The 18,958-nt window shown below is 62.7% G+C and carries 3 protein-coding genes; 1 reads left to right on the forward strand and 2 read right to left on the reverse strand.

What is annotated here, in order from left to right:
• Positions 1–8: 8 nt before the first annotated feature.
• Positions 9–1,955, forward strand: a complete 1,947-nt coding sequence (gene lapD / locus CAF79_RS11875) for a cyclic di-GMP receptor LapD (protein WP_085697921.1) — start codon at positions 9–11, stop codon at positions 1,953–1,955.
• Between the two features lie 128 nt (positions 1,956–2,083).
• Here lapD and CAF79_RS11880 read toward each other — a convergent pair whose 3' ends face one another.
• Complete coding sequence (locus tag CAF79_RS11880) at positions 2,084–2,422, reverse strand: hypothetical protein (protein ID WP_039773037.1); 339 nt, start codon at positions 2,420–2,422, stop codon at positions 2,084–2,086.
• A gap of 148 nt (positions 2,423–2,570) precedes the next feature.
• Positions 2,571–18,803, reverse strand: coding sequence for an immunoglobulin-like domain-containing protein (locus CAF79_RS11885; RefSeq protein ID WP_085697922.1), 16,233 nt, complete (start codon positions 18,801–18,803; stop codon positions 2,571–2,573).
• Positions 18,804–18,958: the final 155 nt, after the last annotated feature.

Consider the following 18,958-nt stretch of genomic DNA (forward strand, 5'->3'; position numbering starts at 1 on the left):
GCGCTCAGATGTCTTTGTTCAAACAGCTGTTGATCGCAATCTGTCTGTTCCTGGTGGTCGCCTTCACCGGCAGCTTCATGGTCAGTCTGGAGAGCTCGCGCACCCAGTACGTCAACCAGTTGCGCTCCCACGCCCAGGATGCGGCCACGGCGCTGGCGCTGTCGTTGACGCCGAACATCGACGACCCGGCGATGGTCGAACTATTGGTCAGTTCGATCTTCGACAGCGGTTATTACTCGAGCATCCGCGTGGTCGACCTGAAGACCGACCAGACCATCGTCGAGCGCAATGGCATTCCGGCGGTCACCAACGTGCCGGACTGGTTCGTCAAACTGATTGGCCTGGAACCGGCCGGTGGCGATGCGCTGGTCAGCCGTGGCTGGGAGCAGGCGGCGCGGGTCGAGGTGGTCAGCCACCCGATGTTCGCCCTGGCCAAGCTCTGGCAGAGCGCACTCGGCAGCCTCGGCTGGTTGCTGGTCTGCGGTGCGGTGAGTGCGGTGCTGGGCGCGCTGTTGCTGCGTCGGCAACTCAAGCCGCTGGATTACATGGTCAAGCAATCCCACGCCATTGCCCGCCGCGAATTCCTCAGCCTGCCGGACCTGCCGCGCACGCCTGAATTGCGCCGCGTGGTGCTGGCGATGAACCAGATGGTCGAGAAGCTCAAGGCGCTGTTTCAGGAGCAGGCCGAGCGCAGTGAAAAACTGCGCACCGAGTCCTATCAGGACAACCTCACGGGGCTGGCCAACCGGCGTTATTTCGAGATGCAGCTGAATGCGCGGGTGAGCAACCCGGAGCAGGCCAGTTCCGGTTACCTGCTGCTGTTGCGGGTCAAGGATCTGGCCGGGCTGAACCAGCGCCTTGGCGGTCAGCGCACCGATGAATTGTTGAAAGCGGTCGGCGAGCAACTGTCCCGCGAGTGCGCCAAATACCCGGAAACCCAGAATCTCGTCACCCGGATTCGTGGTGGTGAATTCGCCGTGCTGGCGCCGGGGCTGACCCGCGAAGAAGCGCTGCAACTGGCGCAAAGCCTCGACAGCGCGCTGAGCAGCCTGCACGCGACGGGCGCCACCGACGTGGCCGCCGTGGCCTCTATCGGCCTGGCGCCGTTCGCTCATGGCGATTCACCGCAAGCGGTGCTCAGCCTCGGCGATCAGGCCTTGGCTCAGGCCGAAGGTCAGGGCGAACAGAACTGGGCTTGCCTCGATCAGAGCCTGGTGGCGGATGTCGGTGACGATCACCACGCCTGGCATCGCTTGCTCGATCAGGCGCTGAACCAGCGGCGCTTCGAGCTGTTCTTCCAACCGGTGGTGGCGGCACAGGACACGCAACTGGTGCTGCATTACAAAGTGCTGTCACGCTTGCTCGACGAGCAGGGCCAGACCATCCCCGCCGGGCGTTTCCTGCCCTGGCTCGAGCGCTTCGGCTGGACCGCGCGGCTGGACCGTCTGATGCTCGAGCGCGTGCTGGAGCAGATGGCCGACCATGAAGAATCCCTGGCCTTGAACCTGTCTTCGGCGACCCTGGCTGATCCGCAGGCGCTGAACAAAGTCTTCGAGATTCTGCGCTCGCATTCCAATCTGGGGCCGCGCCTGACCCTGGAAATCGGCGAGGAACAACTGCCGGAACAAGCGGTGCTCGAACAGCTGACCCGCCGCCTGCGCGAACTTGGTTTCTCCCTGAGCCTGCAGCGCTTCGGCGGGCGCTTCAGCATGATCGGTAACCTGGCGCGGCTGGGCCTGGCGTACCTGAAGATCGATGGCAGCTACATTCGGGCGATCGATCAGGAAAGCGACAAGCGCCTGTTCATCGAAGCGATCCAGCGTGCGGCGCACAGCATTGATCTGCCGCTGATTGCCGAGCGGGTCGAGACGGAAGGGGAATTGTCGGTGATTCGCGAGATGGGGTTGTATGGGGTTCAGGGGCAATTGTTCGGTGAGCCAAAACCCTGGCGTTAAGGCTGTAGAATTGCGTCGCCGCTAAGGCTGCCTTCGCGAGCAAGCTCGCTCCCACATTGGGTATACATACCTCCTGTGGGAGCGAGCTTGCTCGCGAAGGGGCCCGTCCAGTCACCGAAGATCCTGGATCAGATCAACCCGCCCTCATCCTCATCGATCAACTGACTCAACCCACCCAGCGCTTCCCGCGCCTGAGTCCGGTCCATCAACTTGGCCTGGGCCGCCGGCGGCAGGTCGGTGACGCGGATCACGCCTTTCTGGGTCAGTACCTGAATCAGGTCGTCGAGTACCCGGATCATTTCCAGGTCGCTCTGCTTGAGCTGCTTGAGGCTGTTCTCCACGGCTTCGTTGGCGTACCAGGCCTGGATTTCGTGGTGGTCGGCCGGCAGCGTTTCCGTGGCCTCGGCGTAGGCCGCAGCTTCCACGCGAATCAACTGACCCTGCGCATCGCGTTGCACGTAAAACATTGAGCATCCCTCGGAAATGGACCAGCGTCATGCTGTCAGCAGCATAGCCAACTGCACGCGAGTATGCGGTGCGGCGACGCAATCGTCACCGGGAAGAAAGACGCAAACGTGACGGCCGCCCCATTGGGGCGGCCGTTTTGTTCACGCATCAGCTGTTGTTGTGGTCGACCTTGATAGTCGGATCACTACCGGCAATCAGGTTGTGAATGTTGGCAGTGGACCAGTTGTTGCCTTCCAGTTTGATCGTCACGTCCGGTGTGGCGGCAGCCGCATCGGCGGAGTTGAACTTGCCCGCCGAACTGACTTGCAGCGACGACACGCCATCGACCGTGGTGATCTTCAGGAAGTTGTCGATGGTGCTGCCGGACTCGCCCTGCAGCAGGTCGCGCAGGTCGATACGGTCACCTTCGCTGGCGTTGAAGTCCTTGATCACATCGTTGCCGGTGTCACCTGCTTTCCAGACGAAGGTGTCGGCGCCCGAACCACCGATCAGGATGTCGTTGCCCTGACCACCGATCAGCGTGTCGTTGCCGGTACCGCCGAGCAGGATGTCGTTGCCCTTGCCACCGTCGAGCAGGTCGTTGCCGCCCGAGCCGAACAGGATGTCATTACCCGCGCCGCCCAGCAGCGTGTCGTTGCCGTCGTGGGCGCCCGATACATCGAACGCCTGATAGTGCTCGGTGATGTACTGGTGCACGTTACTGGTGGTGACTTTGCTGACGTCGACCCCGGTTTCCTTGGCCACGAAGGCCTGCATCGCCTGATAACCTTCGCCGGCAATGCCGTTGAAGCTCACCAGGTCGCCGAACAGGATGTCGTTGCCGTCGCCACCGCTGACGGTGTCGTTGCCCGGCATCGTCGCTTCGGTATGGCCGATGATCGAGTTGGCCAGGTCCTTCGGATCGATGTTGGTTTGCGGGTTGTGATCGGTGTCGTACGGTTTCAGGTCGTTGAGGCTTACACCGCTGTTGATCCCGATGGCTTCCACATTGGACAGGTTGCCCAGCAGTGCGAAGGCGCTGTTGGCGTTGTCGGTGGTGGCCTGGCTGGTGCTGCTGCCGGAGCCTGCCAGGCTCGACAGCTCGTAGGTGCCGTCGCCCTGGGCGTGGATGGTGCCCACGTTGCTCCAGTTCCAGCTGCCGTTCTTGTACGTCTGCAGGACCACGGCACCCGCCGTGCTGATGGTCAGGTAGTGCGTGCTGTCGATGTAGGTGCTGAAGCTGTCGCCCAGCTTGTAGTTGCTGGTCTTCACCACGTCGTCGAGCTTCACGTTGCCGTACAGCGTCGGGTTGGTCTGTTCGCCGCTCTGGTAGTAGGTCGGCTGACCGTCGGTGATGAAGTACGTGAGGTTCTTCGCCCCGGTGTTAGCCACGGCTTCGGCGCTCTGGAAGAAGTTGGCCGTAGCCTTGAACACGTCTTCGTAGTTGGTGCCGCCGCCGGAGGTCATCGAGTCCAGCACAGCCTTGAGCTTGGTCAGCGCGTTCGGGTCGTTGAGGTTCACCGACACCGACTTGTTGACCTGGGTATCGAAGTCCACCAGGAAGATGTTCACCGTCCCCGAGTTGTTGCCCATGCTCTGCTTGAGAGTGTTGAACACCGACGTCAGCGAGTCCTTGGCCGCGTTGATCGACGAGGTGCTCATACTGCCCGAGCTGTCGACCATGAACGCGATGTTGTAGTTGGTGCCCGGCACTACGGTCAGGCCGCCGATGTCGGCGACGATGATGTCGTTGCCGTCGGTGCCGGTGACGTTGTCGTCGGCCGAGGTGGCGACTACCGCGTTGTAGACTGCCGGCACCACGGTGACCGGAATGGTCGCGGTGGTGCTGGCCGAGCCGCCGACCTGTTCGGTGGAGGTCGAGGTCACGGTCAGGTTGAACTGGCCGTTGTAGTAGGTCGGCGGGGTCACGGTCAGGCTGCCGAGGTTCCAGCCGGTGACGTTGGCGTCGCCGCTGGTGGCGGTCACGGTGAAGCTGTGGCCTGCGCCGTCGCTGAGCACCGAGCCGACCGGTGCGCCGCTGATCTTGATGCTCAGGGTTTCCGAGCCGTCGGTGTCGGTCAGTGCGGTGCTGATCGCCGACAGTTTCACGGTGGTGCCTTCGGCGCCGGTGTTGAGCTTGTAGCCGTCGTAATAGCCTTCGCCGTTGCTGCCGTGCAGATCGGAGACGGTCACGCCGGCATTCACTAGATCCTGCACGCCGGTGTAGATCGGTACGCCGGCGCTGCTCAGGTCGATCGGCGTGCTGCCGTTGACCGACAGGTTGACGTCGTAGCTGCCCGGGCCGCTCTGGTTGTGGTGGTAGATGTCCAGGGTGTAGTAGCCGCTGGTGGTCGGGGTGAACGAACCGTTGAGGTTGCCACCCGCGCCCCACGTTGTGGACGCCACACTCTTGCCGCAGATGGTCACCAGCAGGCTGTCATCACCGGTGCCGCTGAAGGTGTAGGTCTTGCCGGCTTCCAGATAGATCAGGCCCGAGGTTTTCGACGCGGTGCCGGCGGTCACGCTGCCATCGGACTGCACGTTGTTCACGGTGCCGCTGGTGTTCGGTTTGCCGGCACCGTCGATCACGTTTTTCAGAGTGTTCGGGTTCGCGCCGCTGCCGTCGGTGCCCAGGCCCGACAGACCGGTCCAGACTTCCTTGATCAGGCCGGTGGACTTCACGCTGTTGTCGGCGACCGACAGGGTCGGTGCATCCGCCACTGGGGTGATGTCGATCTTCACGGTGCCGGTATTGCCCAGCAACTGGCCGTCGGTTGGCTGGAACTTGATCTGTGCGTAGTCAGCCTGGTTGTTGCCCAGGCCGGTGCCGCCGTAGCCGTTCACGCCCGACTCGTTGGCATCCGGCAGGAAACGCAGCTTGCCGGCATCGATGTCGGCCTTGCTGAAGGTCTGGTTGGTGGCGACGTCTTTCCAGGTCGAACCGTCCAGGTACTGCAGTTTGCCTTCGCCCGGCAGCTGGGTGATTTTCACGCCCAGGCTGCTGGCCGGGCTGTCGACGTCGCTGACGCCGAAGGTCGACCAGCCGAGGACCAGCGGGGTGTCTTCGGTGCCGGTGACGTTGACCGGTGCAGCGACCGGCGCATCGTTGACCGCCACCACATTGACCGTGGTGGTCGCGACGTTGGAGTAGTTGCCGCCATCGGTCACGGTCACGGTGATGATCCGTGGCACGGTGCTCGGGTCTTCACTGCTGTTGGTGAAGCTGATGTTCTTGATGGCCTGCATGTAGTCGGCCAGCGTCGCATTGCCCGACAGGGTCAGCGTGATCGTGCCATTGGTGCTGTTGGCATTGATGGTGATGCCGTTGACGCTGTTGCCCAGGTTCAGCGCATCGCCGTCCTGACGGTTGGTCAGCACGACGGTGGCGCCAGTCAGCATGGTGCTGTCCGGGTCGGTGATCTTGATATCGGTGTCGGCGATCGACACACCTGCGCCCGGGGTGTTCTCGGTGAAGGTCACCTTGTAGTCGGCACCCGTTGCACCGCTGGAGTTGTTGGCGTCGAGGTCGATGACCGGCGGTGCATCGTTGTCGATGATCGAGGTGCTGACGCTGCCATTGGTGCTGCTGACCGCCAGGTTTTCGAAGTTGCCACCGGTGGCCGAGTCGATCTTGACCACGAAGTTCTCGGTGCCTTCGGTGATCTTGTCATCGATGGTGGCGACGTTGAATTGTGCACTGCTGGCGCCTGCCGGGATCTTCACGGTGTACACGCCGGTGAAGTCCGAACCGTCGGCGGCGGTGCCGCTGTAGACGATTTTCAGGGTCACTTCGGTCTGCGCCGGGTGGGTCAGGCTCACGGTATAGGTCGCGGTCTGGCCTTCGGTCACCGAGGTGCTGCCGGTGATGCTGACGGTGGTGGTGTCGATGGTGTCGGTGACGTTGGTCACCGCTGGTGTATTGCTGGTCACCAGATTTTCGAAGTTGCCACCGGTGGCATTGGTGATCGTTGCCTGCACGGTGCCGGCGTCTTTGTAGACGTCGTCGGCCGGTGCCGGAACGGTCACGGTGCCAGTTGTTTTGCCGGCCTCGATGGTGATTACCGAGCCGTTGCTCAGGGTCACGGTCACCGGGGTGCCGGCGGCGTTGGTCAGGGTTGCGGTGTAGGTGATCGAGCCACCTTCGGCCACGGTGCCGGTCGCGCTGAGCGACAGGTTGGTGGTGTCGATGGTGTCGGTCACCGTGGTGCTGACCGGCGTCTTGTCGGCGACGAGGTTTTCGTAGTTGCCGCCGCTGACGTTGGTGATCGAGTTGGTCAGCGGTGCATGACCATTCAACACGTCGTTCGGCGCGGTGGTGGTGACGGTCCCGGAGGTCTTGCCGATGTCGATGGTGATGGTCTGGCCGTTGGACAGGGTCACGGTCACTGGCGAACCGGTCACCGGCGCGCCGACAGTCGCGGTGTAGACGACGTTGCCGCCCTCGGCCGCTGTCGCGGTCGCAGTCAGCTTCACGGTGGTGGTGTCGATGGTGTCGGTGACGCTGGTCACGGCCGGCGTGGTGCTGGTCACCAGGTTTTCGAAGTTGCCGCCGGTAGCCGATTTGATCGTGGCCTGAACGGTGCCGGCGTCTTTGTAGACGTCATCGGCTGGCGCAGGAACAGTCACGGTGCCGGTGGTTTTACCGGCGTCGATGGTGATCACGGCGCCGTTGCTCAGAGTCACGGTTACCGGAGTGCCCGCAGCGTTGGTCAGTGTGGCGGTGTAGATGATCGAACCACCTTCGGCGACCGAATTGGTGGCACTCAAGGAAAGGTTGGTGGTGTCGATGGTGTCGGTGACGGTGGTCGAAACCGGGGTCTTGTCGGCCACGAGATTCTCGTAGTTGCCACCACTTACACCAGTGATTGCGTTAGTCAGTGGCGCATGACCATTCAACACGTCGTTCGGCGCGGTGGTGGTCACGGTGCCGGTGGTCTTGCCCACTTCGATGGTGATGGTCTGGCCGTTGGACAGGGTCACGGTCACTGGCGAGCCGGTCACCGGTGCGCCGACAGTCGCGGTGTAGACAACATTGCCGCCCTCGGCCGCTGTTGCGGTCGCGGTCAGCTTCACGGTGGTGGTGTCGATGGTGTCGGTGACGCTGGTCACCGCTGGCGTGTTGCTGGTCACCAGGTTTTCGAAGTTGCCACCGGTGGCGTTGGTGATGGTTGCCTGAACAGTACCGGCGTCCTTGTAAACGTCATCGGCCGGCGCCGGAACGGTCACGGTGCCGGTGGTTTTACCAGCGTCGATGGTGATCACGGCGCCATTGCTCAACGTTACGGTCACCGGAGTGCCAGCAGCGTTGGTCAGTGTGGCGGTGTAGATGATCGAACCGCCCTCGGCGACCGAATTGGTGGCGCTCAAGGACAGGTTGGTGGTGTCGACGGTGTCGGTGACAGTGGTCGAAACCGGGGTCTTGTCGGCCACGAGATTCTCGTAGTTGCCGCCACTTACACCAGTGATTGCGTTAGTCAGTGGCGCATGACCATTCAACACGTCGTTCGGCGCGGTGGTGGTCACGGTGCCGGTGGTCTTGCCCACTTCGATGGTGATGGTCTGGCCGTTGGACAGGGTCACGGTCACTGGCGAGCCGGTCACCGGTGCGCCGACAGTCGCGGTGTAGACAACATTGCCGCCCTCGGCCGCTGTTGCGGTCGCGGTCAGCTTCACGGTGGTGGTGTCGATGGTGTCGGTGACGCTGGTCACCGCTGGCGTGTTGCTGGTCACCAGGTTTTCGAAGTTGCCACCAGTGGCGGACTTGATCGTGGCCTGTACGTTGCCGGCGTCCTTGTAGACGTCATCGGCCGGTGCAGGAACGGTCACGGTGCCGGTGGTTTTGCCCGCGTCGATGGTGATGACGGCACCGTTCGACAAGGTCACGGTGACTGGCGAGCCAGCGGCGTTGGTCAGGGTCGCGGTGTAGGTGATCTGGCCACCTTCAGCCACGGTGCCGGTCGCGGTCAGCGACAGGTTGGTGGTGTCGATGGTGTCAGTGACCGTGGTCGAAACCGGTGTTTTGTCGGCGACCAGATTTTCGTAGTTGCCACCGCTCACGTTGGTGATGGCGTTGGTCAGCGGCGCGTGGCCAGTCAGCACGTCGTTTGGCGCCGTCGTGGTTACGGTGCCAGTGGTTTTGCCGACTTCGATGGTGATGGTCTGGCCGTTCGACAGGGTCACAGTGACTGGCGAGCCGGTCACCGGTGCACCTACGGTAGCGGTGTAGGTGACGGTGCCACCTTCGGCAGCGGTTTCGGTCGCAGTCAGTTTGACCGTGGTGGTGTCGATGGTATCGGTGACGTTGGTCACGGCTGGTGTGTTGCTGGTCACCAGGTTTTCGAAGTTGCCGCCGGTGGCGGATTTGATCGTCGCTTCCACGGTGCCGGCGTCCTTGTAGACGTCATCGGCTGGCGCAGGAACAGTGACGGTGCCAGTGGTTTTACCGGCTTCGATGGTGATCACCGCGCCGTTCGACAGGGTCACGGTCACCGGGGTGCCGGCCGGGTTGGTCAGGGTCGCGGTGTAAACGATCGAGCCACCCTCGGCCACGGTATCGGTCGCACTGAGCGACAGGTTGGTGGTGTCGATGGTGTCGGTCACGGTGGTGCTGACCGGAGTTTTATCAGCAACCAGATTCTCGTAGTTGCCACCGCTCACGTTGGTGATCGCGTTGGTCAATGGCGCGTGGCCGTTCAGCACATCGTTCGGTGCCGTGGTGGTCACGGAGCCGGTGGTTTTACCGACTTCGATGGTGATTTGCTGACCGTTCGACAGGGTCACGGTCACTGGCGAGCCGGTGACAGGTGCACCCACGGTCGCGGTGTACGTAACGTTCCCGCCTTCAGCCGCCGACTCGGTCGCGGTGAGTTTCACCGTGGTGGCGTCGATGGTGTCAGTGACCTGGGTCACCGCAGGAACCGTGCTGGTCACCAGATTTTCGAAGTTGCCACCGGTCGCGGACTTGATCGTCGCTTCCACGATGCCGGCGTCCTTGTAGACGTCATCGGCAGGGGCCGGAACCGTCACGGTGCCAGTGGTTTTACCGGCCTCGATGGTGATCACGGCGCCGTTGCTCAGAGTCACAGTTACCGGAGTGCCGGCGGCGTTGGTCAACGTTGCGGTGTAGATGATCGAACCGCCCTCGGCGACGGAGTTGGTGGCGCTGAGGGTCAGGTTGGTGGTGTCGACGGTGTCGGTGACGGTGGTCGAAACCGGGGTCTTGTCGGCAACGAGGTTCTCGTAATTACCGCCGGTTACGCCGGTGATCGCATTGGTCAGCGGTGCATGGCCGTTCAGCGCATCGTTCGGTGCAGTGGTGGTCACGGTGCCGGTGGTCTTGCCGACTTCAATAGTGATTTGCTGACCGTTGGACAGGGTCACGGTCACAGGCGAACCGGTGACTGGAGCACCGACAGTCGCAGTGTAAGTAACGGTCCCGCCTTCAGCCGCCGACTCGGTCGCGGTCAGTTTGACCGTGGTGGTGTCGATGGTGTCGGTGACATTGGTCACGGCTGGCGTGTTGCTGGTCACCAGGTTCTCGAAGTTGCCACCGGTCGCGGACTTGATCGTCGCTTCCACGGTGCCGGCGTCCTTGTAGACGTCATCGGCTGGCGCAGGAACAGTGACGGTGCCAGTGGTTTTACCGGCTTCGATGGTGATCACCGCGCCGTTCGACAGGGTCACGGTCACCGGGGTACCAGCCGGGTTGGTCAGAGTTGCGGTGTAAACAATCGAACCGCCCTCGGCCACGGTACCGGTCGCACTGAGCGACAGGTTGGTGGTGTCGATGGTGTCGGTCACAGTGGTGCTGACCGGAGTTTTATCAGCAACCAGATTCTCGTAGTTGCCACCGCTCACGTTGGTGATCGCGTTGGTCAATGGCGCGTGGCCGTTCAGCACATCGTTCGGTGCCGTGGTGGTCACTGTGCCGGTGGTCTTGCCGACTTCGATGGTGATTTGCTGACCGTTGGACAGGGTCACGACCACCGGCGAGCCAGTTACCGGAGCGCCCACGGTCGCGGTGTAAGTAACGGTGCCACCTTCGGCGGCAGTTTCGGAAGCGGTCAGCTTCACGGTCGTCGTGTCGATGGTGTCGGTGACTTCGGTCACGGCCGGAACAGTGCTAGGCACCAGGTTCTCGAAGTTGCCACCGGTTGCATCCTTGATGGTGACTTCGACTTTGCCGGCGTCTTTGTAGACGTCATCGGCCGGGGCCGGAACGGTCACGGTTCCGGTGGTCTTGCCCGCTTCGATGGTGATCACGGCGCCGTTGCTCAACGTCACGGTCAGCGGCGTGCCGGCCGGGTTGGTCAGGGTCGCGGTGTAAACAATCGAGCCGCCCTCGGCCACGGTGCCGGTCGCGGTCAGCGACAGGTTGGTGGTGTCGACCGTGTCGGTCACGGTGGTGCTGACCGGCGTTTTGTCGGCCACCAGATTCTCGTAGTTGCCGCCGCTGACGTCGCTAATCGCGTTGGTCAGCGGTGCATGGCCGTTCAGCGCATCGTTCGGCGCCGTGGTGGTCACGGTGCCGGTGGTCTTGCCGACTTCGATGGTGATCGACTGACCATTGGCCAGGGTCACAGTCACAGGCGAGCCAGTCACAGGCGCACCCACGGTTGCGGTGTAGGTGACGGTGCCACCTTCGGCAGCAGTTTCGGAAGCGGTCAGCTTCACGGTCGTCGTGTCGATGGTGTCGGTGACTTCGGTCACGGCCGGAACAGTGCTAGGCACCAGGTTCTCGAAGTTGCCACCGGTTGCATCCTTGATGGTGACTTCGACTTTGCCGGCGTCTTTGTAGACGTCATCGGCCGGGGCCGGAACGGTCACGGTTCCGGTGGTCTTGCCCGCTTCGATGGTGATCACGGCGCCGTTGCTCAACGTCACGGTCAGCGGCGTGCCGGCCGGGTTGGTCAGGGTCGCGGTGTAAACGATCGAACCGCCCTCGGCAACCGAGTTGGTGGCGCTGAGGGTCAGGTTGGTGGTGTCGACCGTGTCGGTGACAGTGGTCGAAACCGGCGTTTTGTCGGCGACGAGGTTTTCGTAGTTGCCGCCAGTCACGGCGGTGATCGCGTTGGTCAGCGGCTCGTGACCGTTCAACGCATCGTTCGGTGCGGTGGTGGTCACGGTACCGGTGGTATTGCCGACTTCGATGGTGATCGACTGACCATTGGCCAGGGTCACAGTCACAGGCGAACCTGTGACAGGCGCGCCCACCGTGGCGGTATAGGTGACGGTGCCACCTTCAGCAGCGGTTTCGGTCGCGGTCAGTTTGACCGTAGTGGTATCGATGGTATCGGTGACGTTGGTCACGGCCGGAACGGTGCTCGGCACCAAGTTCTCGAAGTTGCCACCGGTTGCGTCCTTGATCGTGACTTCGACTTTGCCGGCGTCTTTGTAGACGTCATCTTTCGGCGCATCGACGGTCACGGTGCCGGTGGTTTTACCGGCTTCGATGGTGATCACTGCACCGTTCGACAGGGTCACGGTCACCGGGGTGCCGGCCGGGTTGGTCAGCGTCGCGGTGTAGACAATCGAACCACCCTCGGCCACCGAGTCGGTGGCGGTCAGGTTCAGGTTGGTGGTGTCAACAGTATCCGATACCGAGGTGTTGGCCGGTTTGCTGTCGACCGCCAGGTTTTCGTAGTTGCCGCCGGTGGCCTTGTCGATGGTCACGCTCAGCGAGCTGCCGCCCGCCAGCGGGCTGTTCGGCGCAACGAAGTTCACGGTGCCGGTGGTTTCGCCCACGGCGATGGTGATGGTCTGGCCGTTGGACAGGGTCACCACGACCGGCGAACCGGTCACTGGCGCGGTCACGGTCGCGGTGTAGACCACGGTTTCGCCTTCGGCGACGTTGGCGGTAGCGGTCAGCGACACGGTGGACGTGTCGATGGTGTCGTGAACGGTGGTGACCGCCGGGGCAGTGTTGGTGACCAGGTTTTCAAAGTTGCCGCCAGTGGCGCCCTTGATGGTCGTTTCAACGGTGCCGGCGTCCTTGTAGACGTCGTCCTTCGGTGCGTCGACGGTCACGGTGCCGGTGGTTTTGCCGGCCTCGATGGTGATCACGGCGCCGTTGCTCAACGTCACGGTCACCGGGGTGCCGGCGGCGTTGGTCAGGGTCGCGGTGTAGGTGATCTGGCCACCTTCGTTGACTTCCGGCGTCGCGCTCAGTGTCAGGTTGGTGGTGTCGACGGTGTCGGTCACGGTGGTGCTGACCGGGGTTTTGTCGGCCACGAGGTTTTCGTAGTTGCCGCCGCTCACGCCAGTGATTGAGTTGGTCAGCGGTTCGTGACCATTGAGTGCATCGTTCGGTGCGGTGGTGGTGACGGTGCCAGTGGTTTTACCGACCTCGATGGTGATCTGCTGACCGTTGGCCAGGGTCACGGTCACCGGCGAACCGGTGACTGGTGCGCCGACGGTGGCGGTGTAGGTGACGGTGCCGCCTTCCGCCGCCGACTCGGTCGCGGTCAGTTTGACCGTGGTGGTGTCGATGGTGTCGGTGACCTCGGTGACGGCCGGAACAGTGCTCGGCACCAGGTTCTCGAAGTTGCCACCGGACGCGTCCTTGATCGTGACTTCAACCTTGCCGGCGTCTTTGTAGACGTCATCGGCCGGGGCTGGAACGCTGACGGTGCCGGTGGTTTTACCGGCTTCGATGGTGATCACGGCACCGTTCGACAGGGTCACGGTCACCGGAGTGCCGGCCGGGTTGGTCAGGGTCGCGGTGTAAACAATCGAGCCGCCCTCGGCCACGGTGCCGGTCGCGGTCAGCGACAGATTGGTGGTGTCGACGGTATCGGTCACGGTGGTCGACACTGGAGTCTTGTCCGCTACGAGGTTCTCGTAGTTGCCGCCGCTGACGTCGGTAATCGCGTTGGTCAGCGGTGCATGGCCGTTCAACGCATCGTTCGGCGCCGTGGTGGTCACGGTGCCGGTGGTCTTGCCGACTTCGATGGTGATTTGCTGACCGTTGGACAGGGTCACGGTCACAGGCGAACCGGTCACCGGCGCGCCTACGGTAGCGGTGTAGGTGACGGTGCCACCTTCGGCAGCGGTTTCGGTCGCAGTCAGTTTGACCGTGGTGGTGTCGATGGTATCGGTGACGTTGGTCACGGCTGGTGTGTTGCTGGTCACCAGGTTTTCGAAGTTGCCGCCGGTGGCCGATTTGATCGTCGCTTCCACGGTGCCGGCGTCCTTGTAGACGTCATCGGCTGGCGCAGGAACAGTGACGGTGCCAGTGGTTTTACCGGCTTCGATGGTGATCACCGCGCCGTTCGACAGGGTCACGGTCACCGGGGTGCCGGCCGGGTTGGTCAGGGTCGCGGTGTAAACGATCGAGCCACCCTCGGCCACGGTACCGGTCGCACTGAGCGACAGGTTGGTGGTGTCGATGGTGTCGGTCACGGTGGTGCTGACCGGAGTTTTATCAGCAACCAGATTCTCGTAGTTGCCACCGCTCACGTTGGTGATCGCGTTGGTCAATGGCGCGTGGCCGTTCAGCACATCGTTCGGCGCGGTGGTGGTCACGGTGCCGGTGGTCTTGCCGACTTCGATGGTGATGGTCTGGCCGTTGGCCAAAGTGACAGTCACTGGCGAACCGGTCACAGGCGCACTGACCGTCGCGGTATAGGTGACAGTGCCGCCCTCGGCCACCGATGTATCGGCGCTCAGCTTCACCGTGGTGGTGTCGATGGTGTCAGTCACTTCAGTGACAGCCGGGACGGTGCTCGGAACAAGGTTCTCGAAGTTGCCGCCGGACGCATCCTTGATGGTTACTTCGACCTTGCCGGCGTCCTTGTAGACGTCATCGGCCGGCGCAGGAACAGTCACGGTGCCAGTGGTTTTGCCCGCTTCAATGGTAATGACCGAGCCGTTGCTCAAGGTCACGGTCACCGGCGTGCCAGCCGGGTTGGTCAGCGTGGCGGTGTAGACGATCGAGCCACCCTCGGCCACGGAGCCAGTGGCGCTCAGGGTCAGGTTGGTGGTGTCGACGGTATCGGTCACAGTGGTGCTGACCGGCGTTTTGTCGGCCACCAGATTCTCGTAGTTGCCGCCGCTGACGTTGGTGATGGCGTTGGTCAGCGGTTCATGACCGTTCAACGCATCGTTCGGCGCGGTGGTCGTCACGGTGCCAGTGGTCTTGCCGACTTCGATGGTGATTTGCTGACCATTGGCCAGGGTCACGGTCACTGGCGAGCCGGTCACAGGTGCGCCGACGGTAGCGGTGTAGGTGACAGTTCCACCTTCAGCTGCCGACTCGGTCGCGGTCAGTTTGACCGTGGTGGTGTCGATGGTGTCGGTGACTTCGGTCACAGCCGGAACAGTGCTTGGCACCAGATTTTCGAAGTTTCCGCCGGACGCATCCTTGATGGTCACTTCGACTTTGCCCGCATCCTTGTAGACGTCATCGGCCGGAGCCGGAACGGTCACGGTGCCAGTGGTTTTGCCCGCTTCAATGGTAATGACCGAGCCGTTGCTCAAGGTCACGGTCACCGGCGTGCCGGCCGGGTTGGTCAGGGTCGCGGTGTAAACGATCGAACCGCCTTCAGCCACGGAGCCGGTCGCGCTCAGGGTCAGGTTGGTGGTGTCGACGGTGTCGGTGACAGTCGTCGAAACCGGGGTCTTGTCGGCCACGAGGTTTTCGTAGTTACCGCCGCTCACGTCAGTGATCGAGTTGGTCAGCGGCGCGTGGCCGTTGAGTACATCGTTCGGTGCGGTGGTGGTCACGCTGCCGGTGGTCTTGCCGACTTCGATGGTGATGGTCTGACCGTTGGCCAGGGTCACGGTGACCGGGGAGCCGGTCACCGGTGCGCCAACGGTGGCGGTGTAAGTGACGGTGCCGCCTTCAGCGACCGAAGTGTCAGCGGTCAGTTTCACGGTCGAAGTGTCGATGGTGTCGGTCACTTCGGTAACCGCCGGGACAGTGCTCGGAACGAGGTTCTCGAAATTGCCGCCGGATGCATCCTTGATGGTGACTTCCACTTTGCCGGCGTCCTTGTAGACGTCGTCGGCAGGGGCCGGAACAGTCACGGTACCGGTGGTTTTGCCGGCCTCGATGGTAATCACCGCGCCGTTCGACAGGGTCACGGTGACTGGCGAGCCGGCTGCATTGGTCAGGGTCGCGGTGTAAACGATCGAACCACCCTCGGCCACGGAGCCAGTAGCGCTCAGGGTCAGGTTGGTGGTATCGACGGTGTCGGTGATCGTGGTCGAAACCGGCGTTTTATCGGCGACGAGGTTTTCGTAGTTGCCGCCTGTCACGCCAGTGATCGAGTTGGTCAGCGGCGGATTGCCGGTCAGCGCGTCATTCGGCGCGGTGGTGGTCACGGTGCCGGTGGTCTTGCCGACTTCGATGGTGATTTGCTGACCATTGGCCAGGGTCACAGTCACCGGCGAGCCAGTCACCGGTGCGCCGACGGTAGCGGTGTAGGTGACAGTTCCACCTTCAGCTGCCGACTCGGTCGCAGTCAGTTTGACTGTGGTGGTGTCGATGGTGTCAGTCACTTCAGTGACGGCCGGAACAGTGCTTGGCACCAGGTTCTCGAAGTTGCCGCCAGCGGTATTGGTGATAGTGACTTCAACCTTGCCGGCGTCTTTGTAGACGTCATCGGCAGGAGCCGGAACAGTCACGGTACCGGTGGTTTTACCGGCCTCGATGGTGATGACCGAGCCGTTGCTCAAGGTCACGGTTACCGGCGTACCGGCAGGGTTGGTCAGTGTCGCGGTGTAGACGATCGAGCCGCCTTCAGCCACGGAGCCAGTAGCGCTCAGGGTCAGGTTGGTGGTGTCGACGGTGTCGGTGATCGTGGTCGAAACAGGGGTTTTATCGGCCACGAGGTTTTCGTAGTTACCGCCGCTCACGTCAGTGATCGAGTTGGTCAGCGGCGCGTGGCCGTTGAGTACATCGTTCGGTGCGGTGGTGGTCACGCTGCCGGTGGTCTTGCCGACTTCGATGGTGATGGTCTGACCGTTGGCCAGGGTCACGGTGACCGGGGAGCCGGTCACCGGTGCGCCAACGGTGGCGGTGTAAGTGACGGTGCCGCCTTCAGCGACCGAAGTGTCAGCGGTCAGTTTCACGGTCGAAGTGTCGATGGTGTCAGTCACTTCAGTGACAGCCGGGACAGTGCTCGGAACGAGGTTCTCGAAATTGCCGCCGGATGCATCCTTGATGGTGACTTCCACTTTGCCGGCGTCCTTGTAGACGTCGTCGGCAGGGGCCGGAACAGTCACGGTACCGGTGGTTTTGCCGGCCTCGATGGTAATCACCGCGCCGTTCGACAGGGTCACGGTGACTGGCGAGCCGGCAGCATTGGTCAGGGTCGCGGTGTAAACGATCGAACCACCCTCGGCCACGGTGCCAGTAGCACTCAGTGTCAGGTTGGTGGTGTCGACGGTGTCGGTGATCGTGGTCGAAACAGGGGTTTTATCGGCCACGAGGTTTTCGTAGTTGCCGCCTGTCACGCCAGTGATCGAGTTGGTCAGCGGCGGATTGCCGGTCAGCGCGTCATTCGGAGCGGTGGTGGTCACGGTGCCGGTGGTTTTACCCACTTCGATGGTGATTTGCTGACCATTGGCCAGGGTCACAGTCACCGGCGAGCCAGTCACCGGTGCGCCCACGGTAGCGGTGTAAGTGACGGTGCCACCTTCAGCTGCCGATTCGGTCGCGGTGAGCTTCACTGTTGTGGTGTCGATGGTGTCGGTGACTTCAGTAACCGCCGGGACAGTGCTCGGCACCAGGTTCTCGAAGTTGCCGCCCGTGGTGCCGGTAATGCTGACTTCGACTTTACCCGCGTCCTTGTAAACGTCATCGGCCGGTGCCGGAACGGTCACGGTGCCGGTGGTCTTGCCCGCTTCGATGGTGATGACGGAGCCGTTGCTCAACGTCACGGTTACCGGGGTGCCGGCAGGATTGGTCAGGGTTGCGGTGTAAACGATCGAACCGCCTTCGGCCACGGAACCGGTCGCGGACAGCGACAGATTGGTGGTGTCGATGGAATCGGTAACGGTGGTGGTCGCCGGCGTGGTGTTCTGCACCAGATTCTCGAAGTTACCGCCGGTAGCACCGGTAATCGTGGTGCTGACGGTGCCGCCGTTGTTGTAGACGTCATTCGGTGCGGTCGGCACGTTGACGCTGCCGGTGGTCTGGCCGGCGCCGATGGTGATGGTCGAGCCGTTCGACAGGGTGACGGTCACCGGCGTCTGCGCCGGGTTGGTCAACGTCGCGGTGTAGGTGATCTGGCCACCTTCGACCACGGTGCCGGTAGCGGTCAGGGTCAGGCCGGTGGTGTCTTTCGAATCGACGATCGTGGTAACGGCCGGTGTCGGGTTCGGCACCAGGTTTTCGAAGTTGCCGCCCGTGGCACCGGTGATGGTGGTGGTGACGGTGCTGCCGTTGTTATAGACGTCATTCGGCGCGGTCGGCACGTTGACGGTGCCGGTGGTCTGGCCGGCGCCGATGGTGATGGTCGAGCCGTTCGACAACGTGACGGTGACCGGCGTCTGCGCCGGGTTGGTCAGCGTGGCGGTGTAGGTGATCTGGTCGCCTTCGGTCACGCTTGGCCCCGCCGTCAGGGTGACGGTGGTGGTGTCGATGGTGTCGGTGACCTGGGTCACGGCCGGTGTGGTCGGCGGGGTCACGGTGATGCCGCTGCCGCCGGTAGTGCCGGTGACCGTCACGTCGATCTGGGTCGGGTCGTTATAGACAGTGTCGTTCGGTGCCAGTGGCACGTTGACGGTACCGGTGGTGGAACCGGCCGGAATCACGATCACCGCGCCGTTGGACAGGGTGATGGTCAGGTCGGTCAGCGGCGCCTGGGTCAGGGTCGCGGTGTACACCAGAACACCGCCGGCTTCGGTGATGGTCGGCGTGGCGCTGAGGCTCAGGGTCGATTCGCGCAGGGCGTTGGCGGTGGTGTCGGTGGTCTGGCCACCGGTGGTGTCCTGGGCAACCTGGCCGGCGGCGTTGATGCCCGCAGTCGGGAAGCCAATGGTCGGGTCGACGCGGCCCGCAGTCGCATCGAGCATCACGAAGCTGTGGCCGCCACCGGCGGCACCGCCAGTCCCCGCGGCGCTCGGGCCGGCCGCTGTGGCTTCAAGGGCGGTTGTCGGGTCGACACCGGCGGCGATGGCTTGTTGCAGCTCTTCAACCGACGGCGCGGCTTGCGCGGTGGCTTCGGCCAGGTCAGTGCTGGAGTCCGGGGTCTCGGCGCTCCACTGAGTGTCACGGCCCAGATCGATCGTGCGGCCATCGGCCAGTTCCAGGGACACGGCGCCGGAAATGCCGGTGTCGACCTGATCGCCGGCAAACAGCCGGTCGCCTTCAACGAGTACGCGACGGACGCCCTCTGGGGACACCACGAAAACCTGACCAACAATGCTTTTGACGATGGCAACAACACTGCTCATTGAAGACTCTCCGGGTGTCACGTTCAGTTGACTTCCATAGACCTGATGGCGATCTGTGCCGATTCAGTCTGGACGTACTTTTAAAAAAAAATGAAACAAAGTTGACGCTGCTATTCGTCAATAAATTGGCTAGATTCTTTCGCTATTAACTTTAT

It is taken from the genome of Pseudomonas sp. B26(2017), assembly GCF_002113045.1.
Classification (GTDB): domain Bacteria; phylum Pseudomonadota; class Gammaproteobacteria; order Pseudomonadales; family Pseudomonadaceae; genus Aquipseudomonas.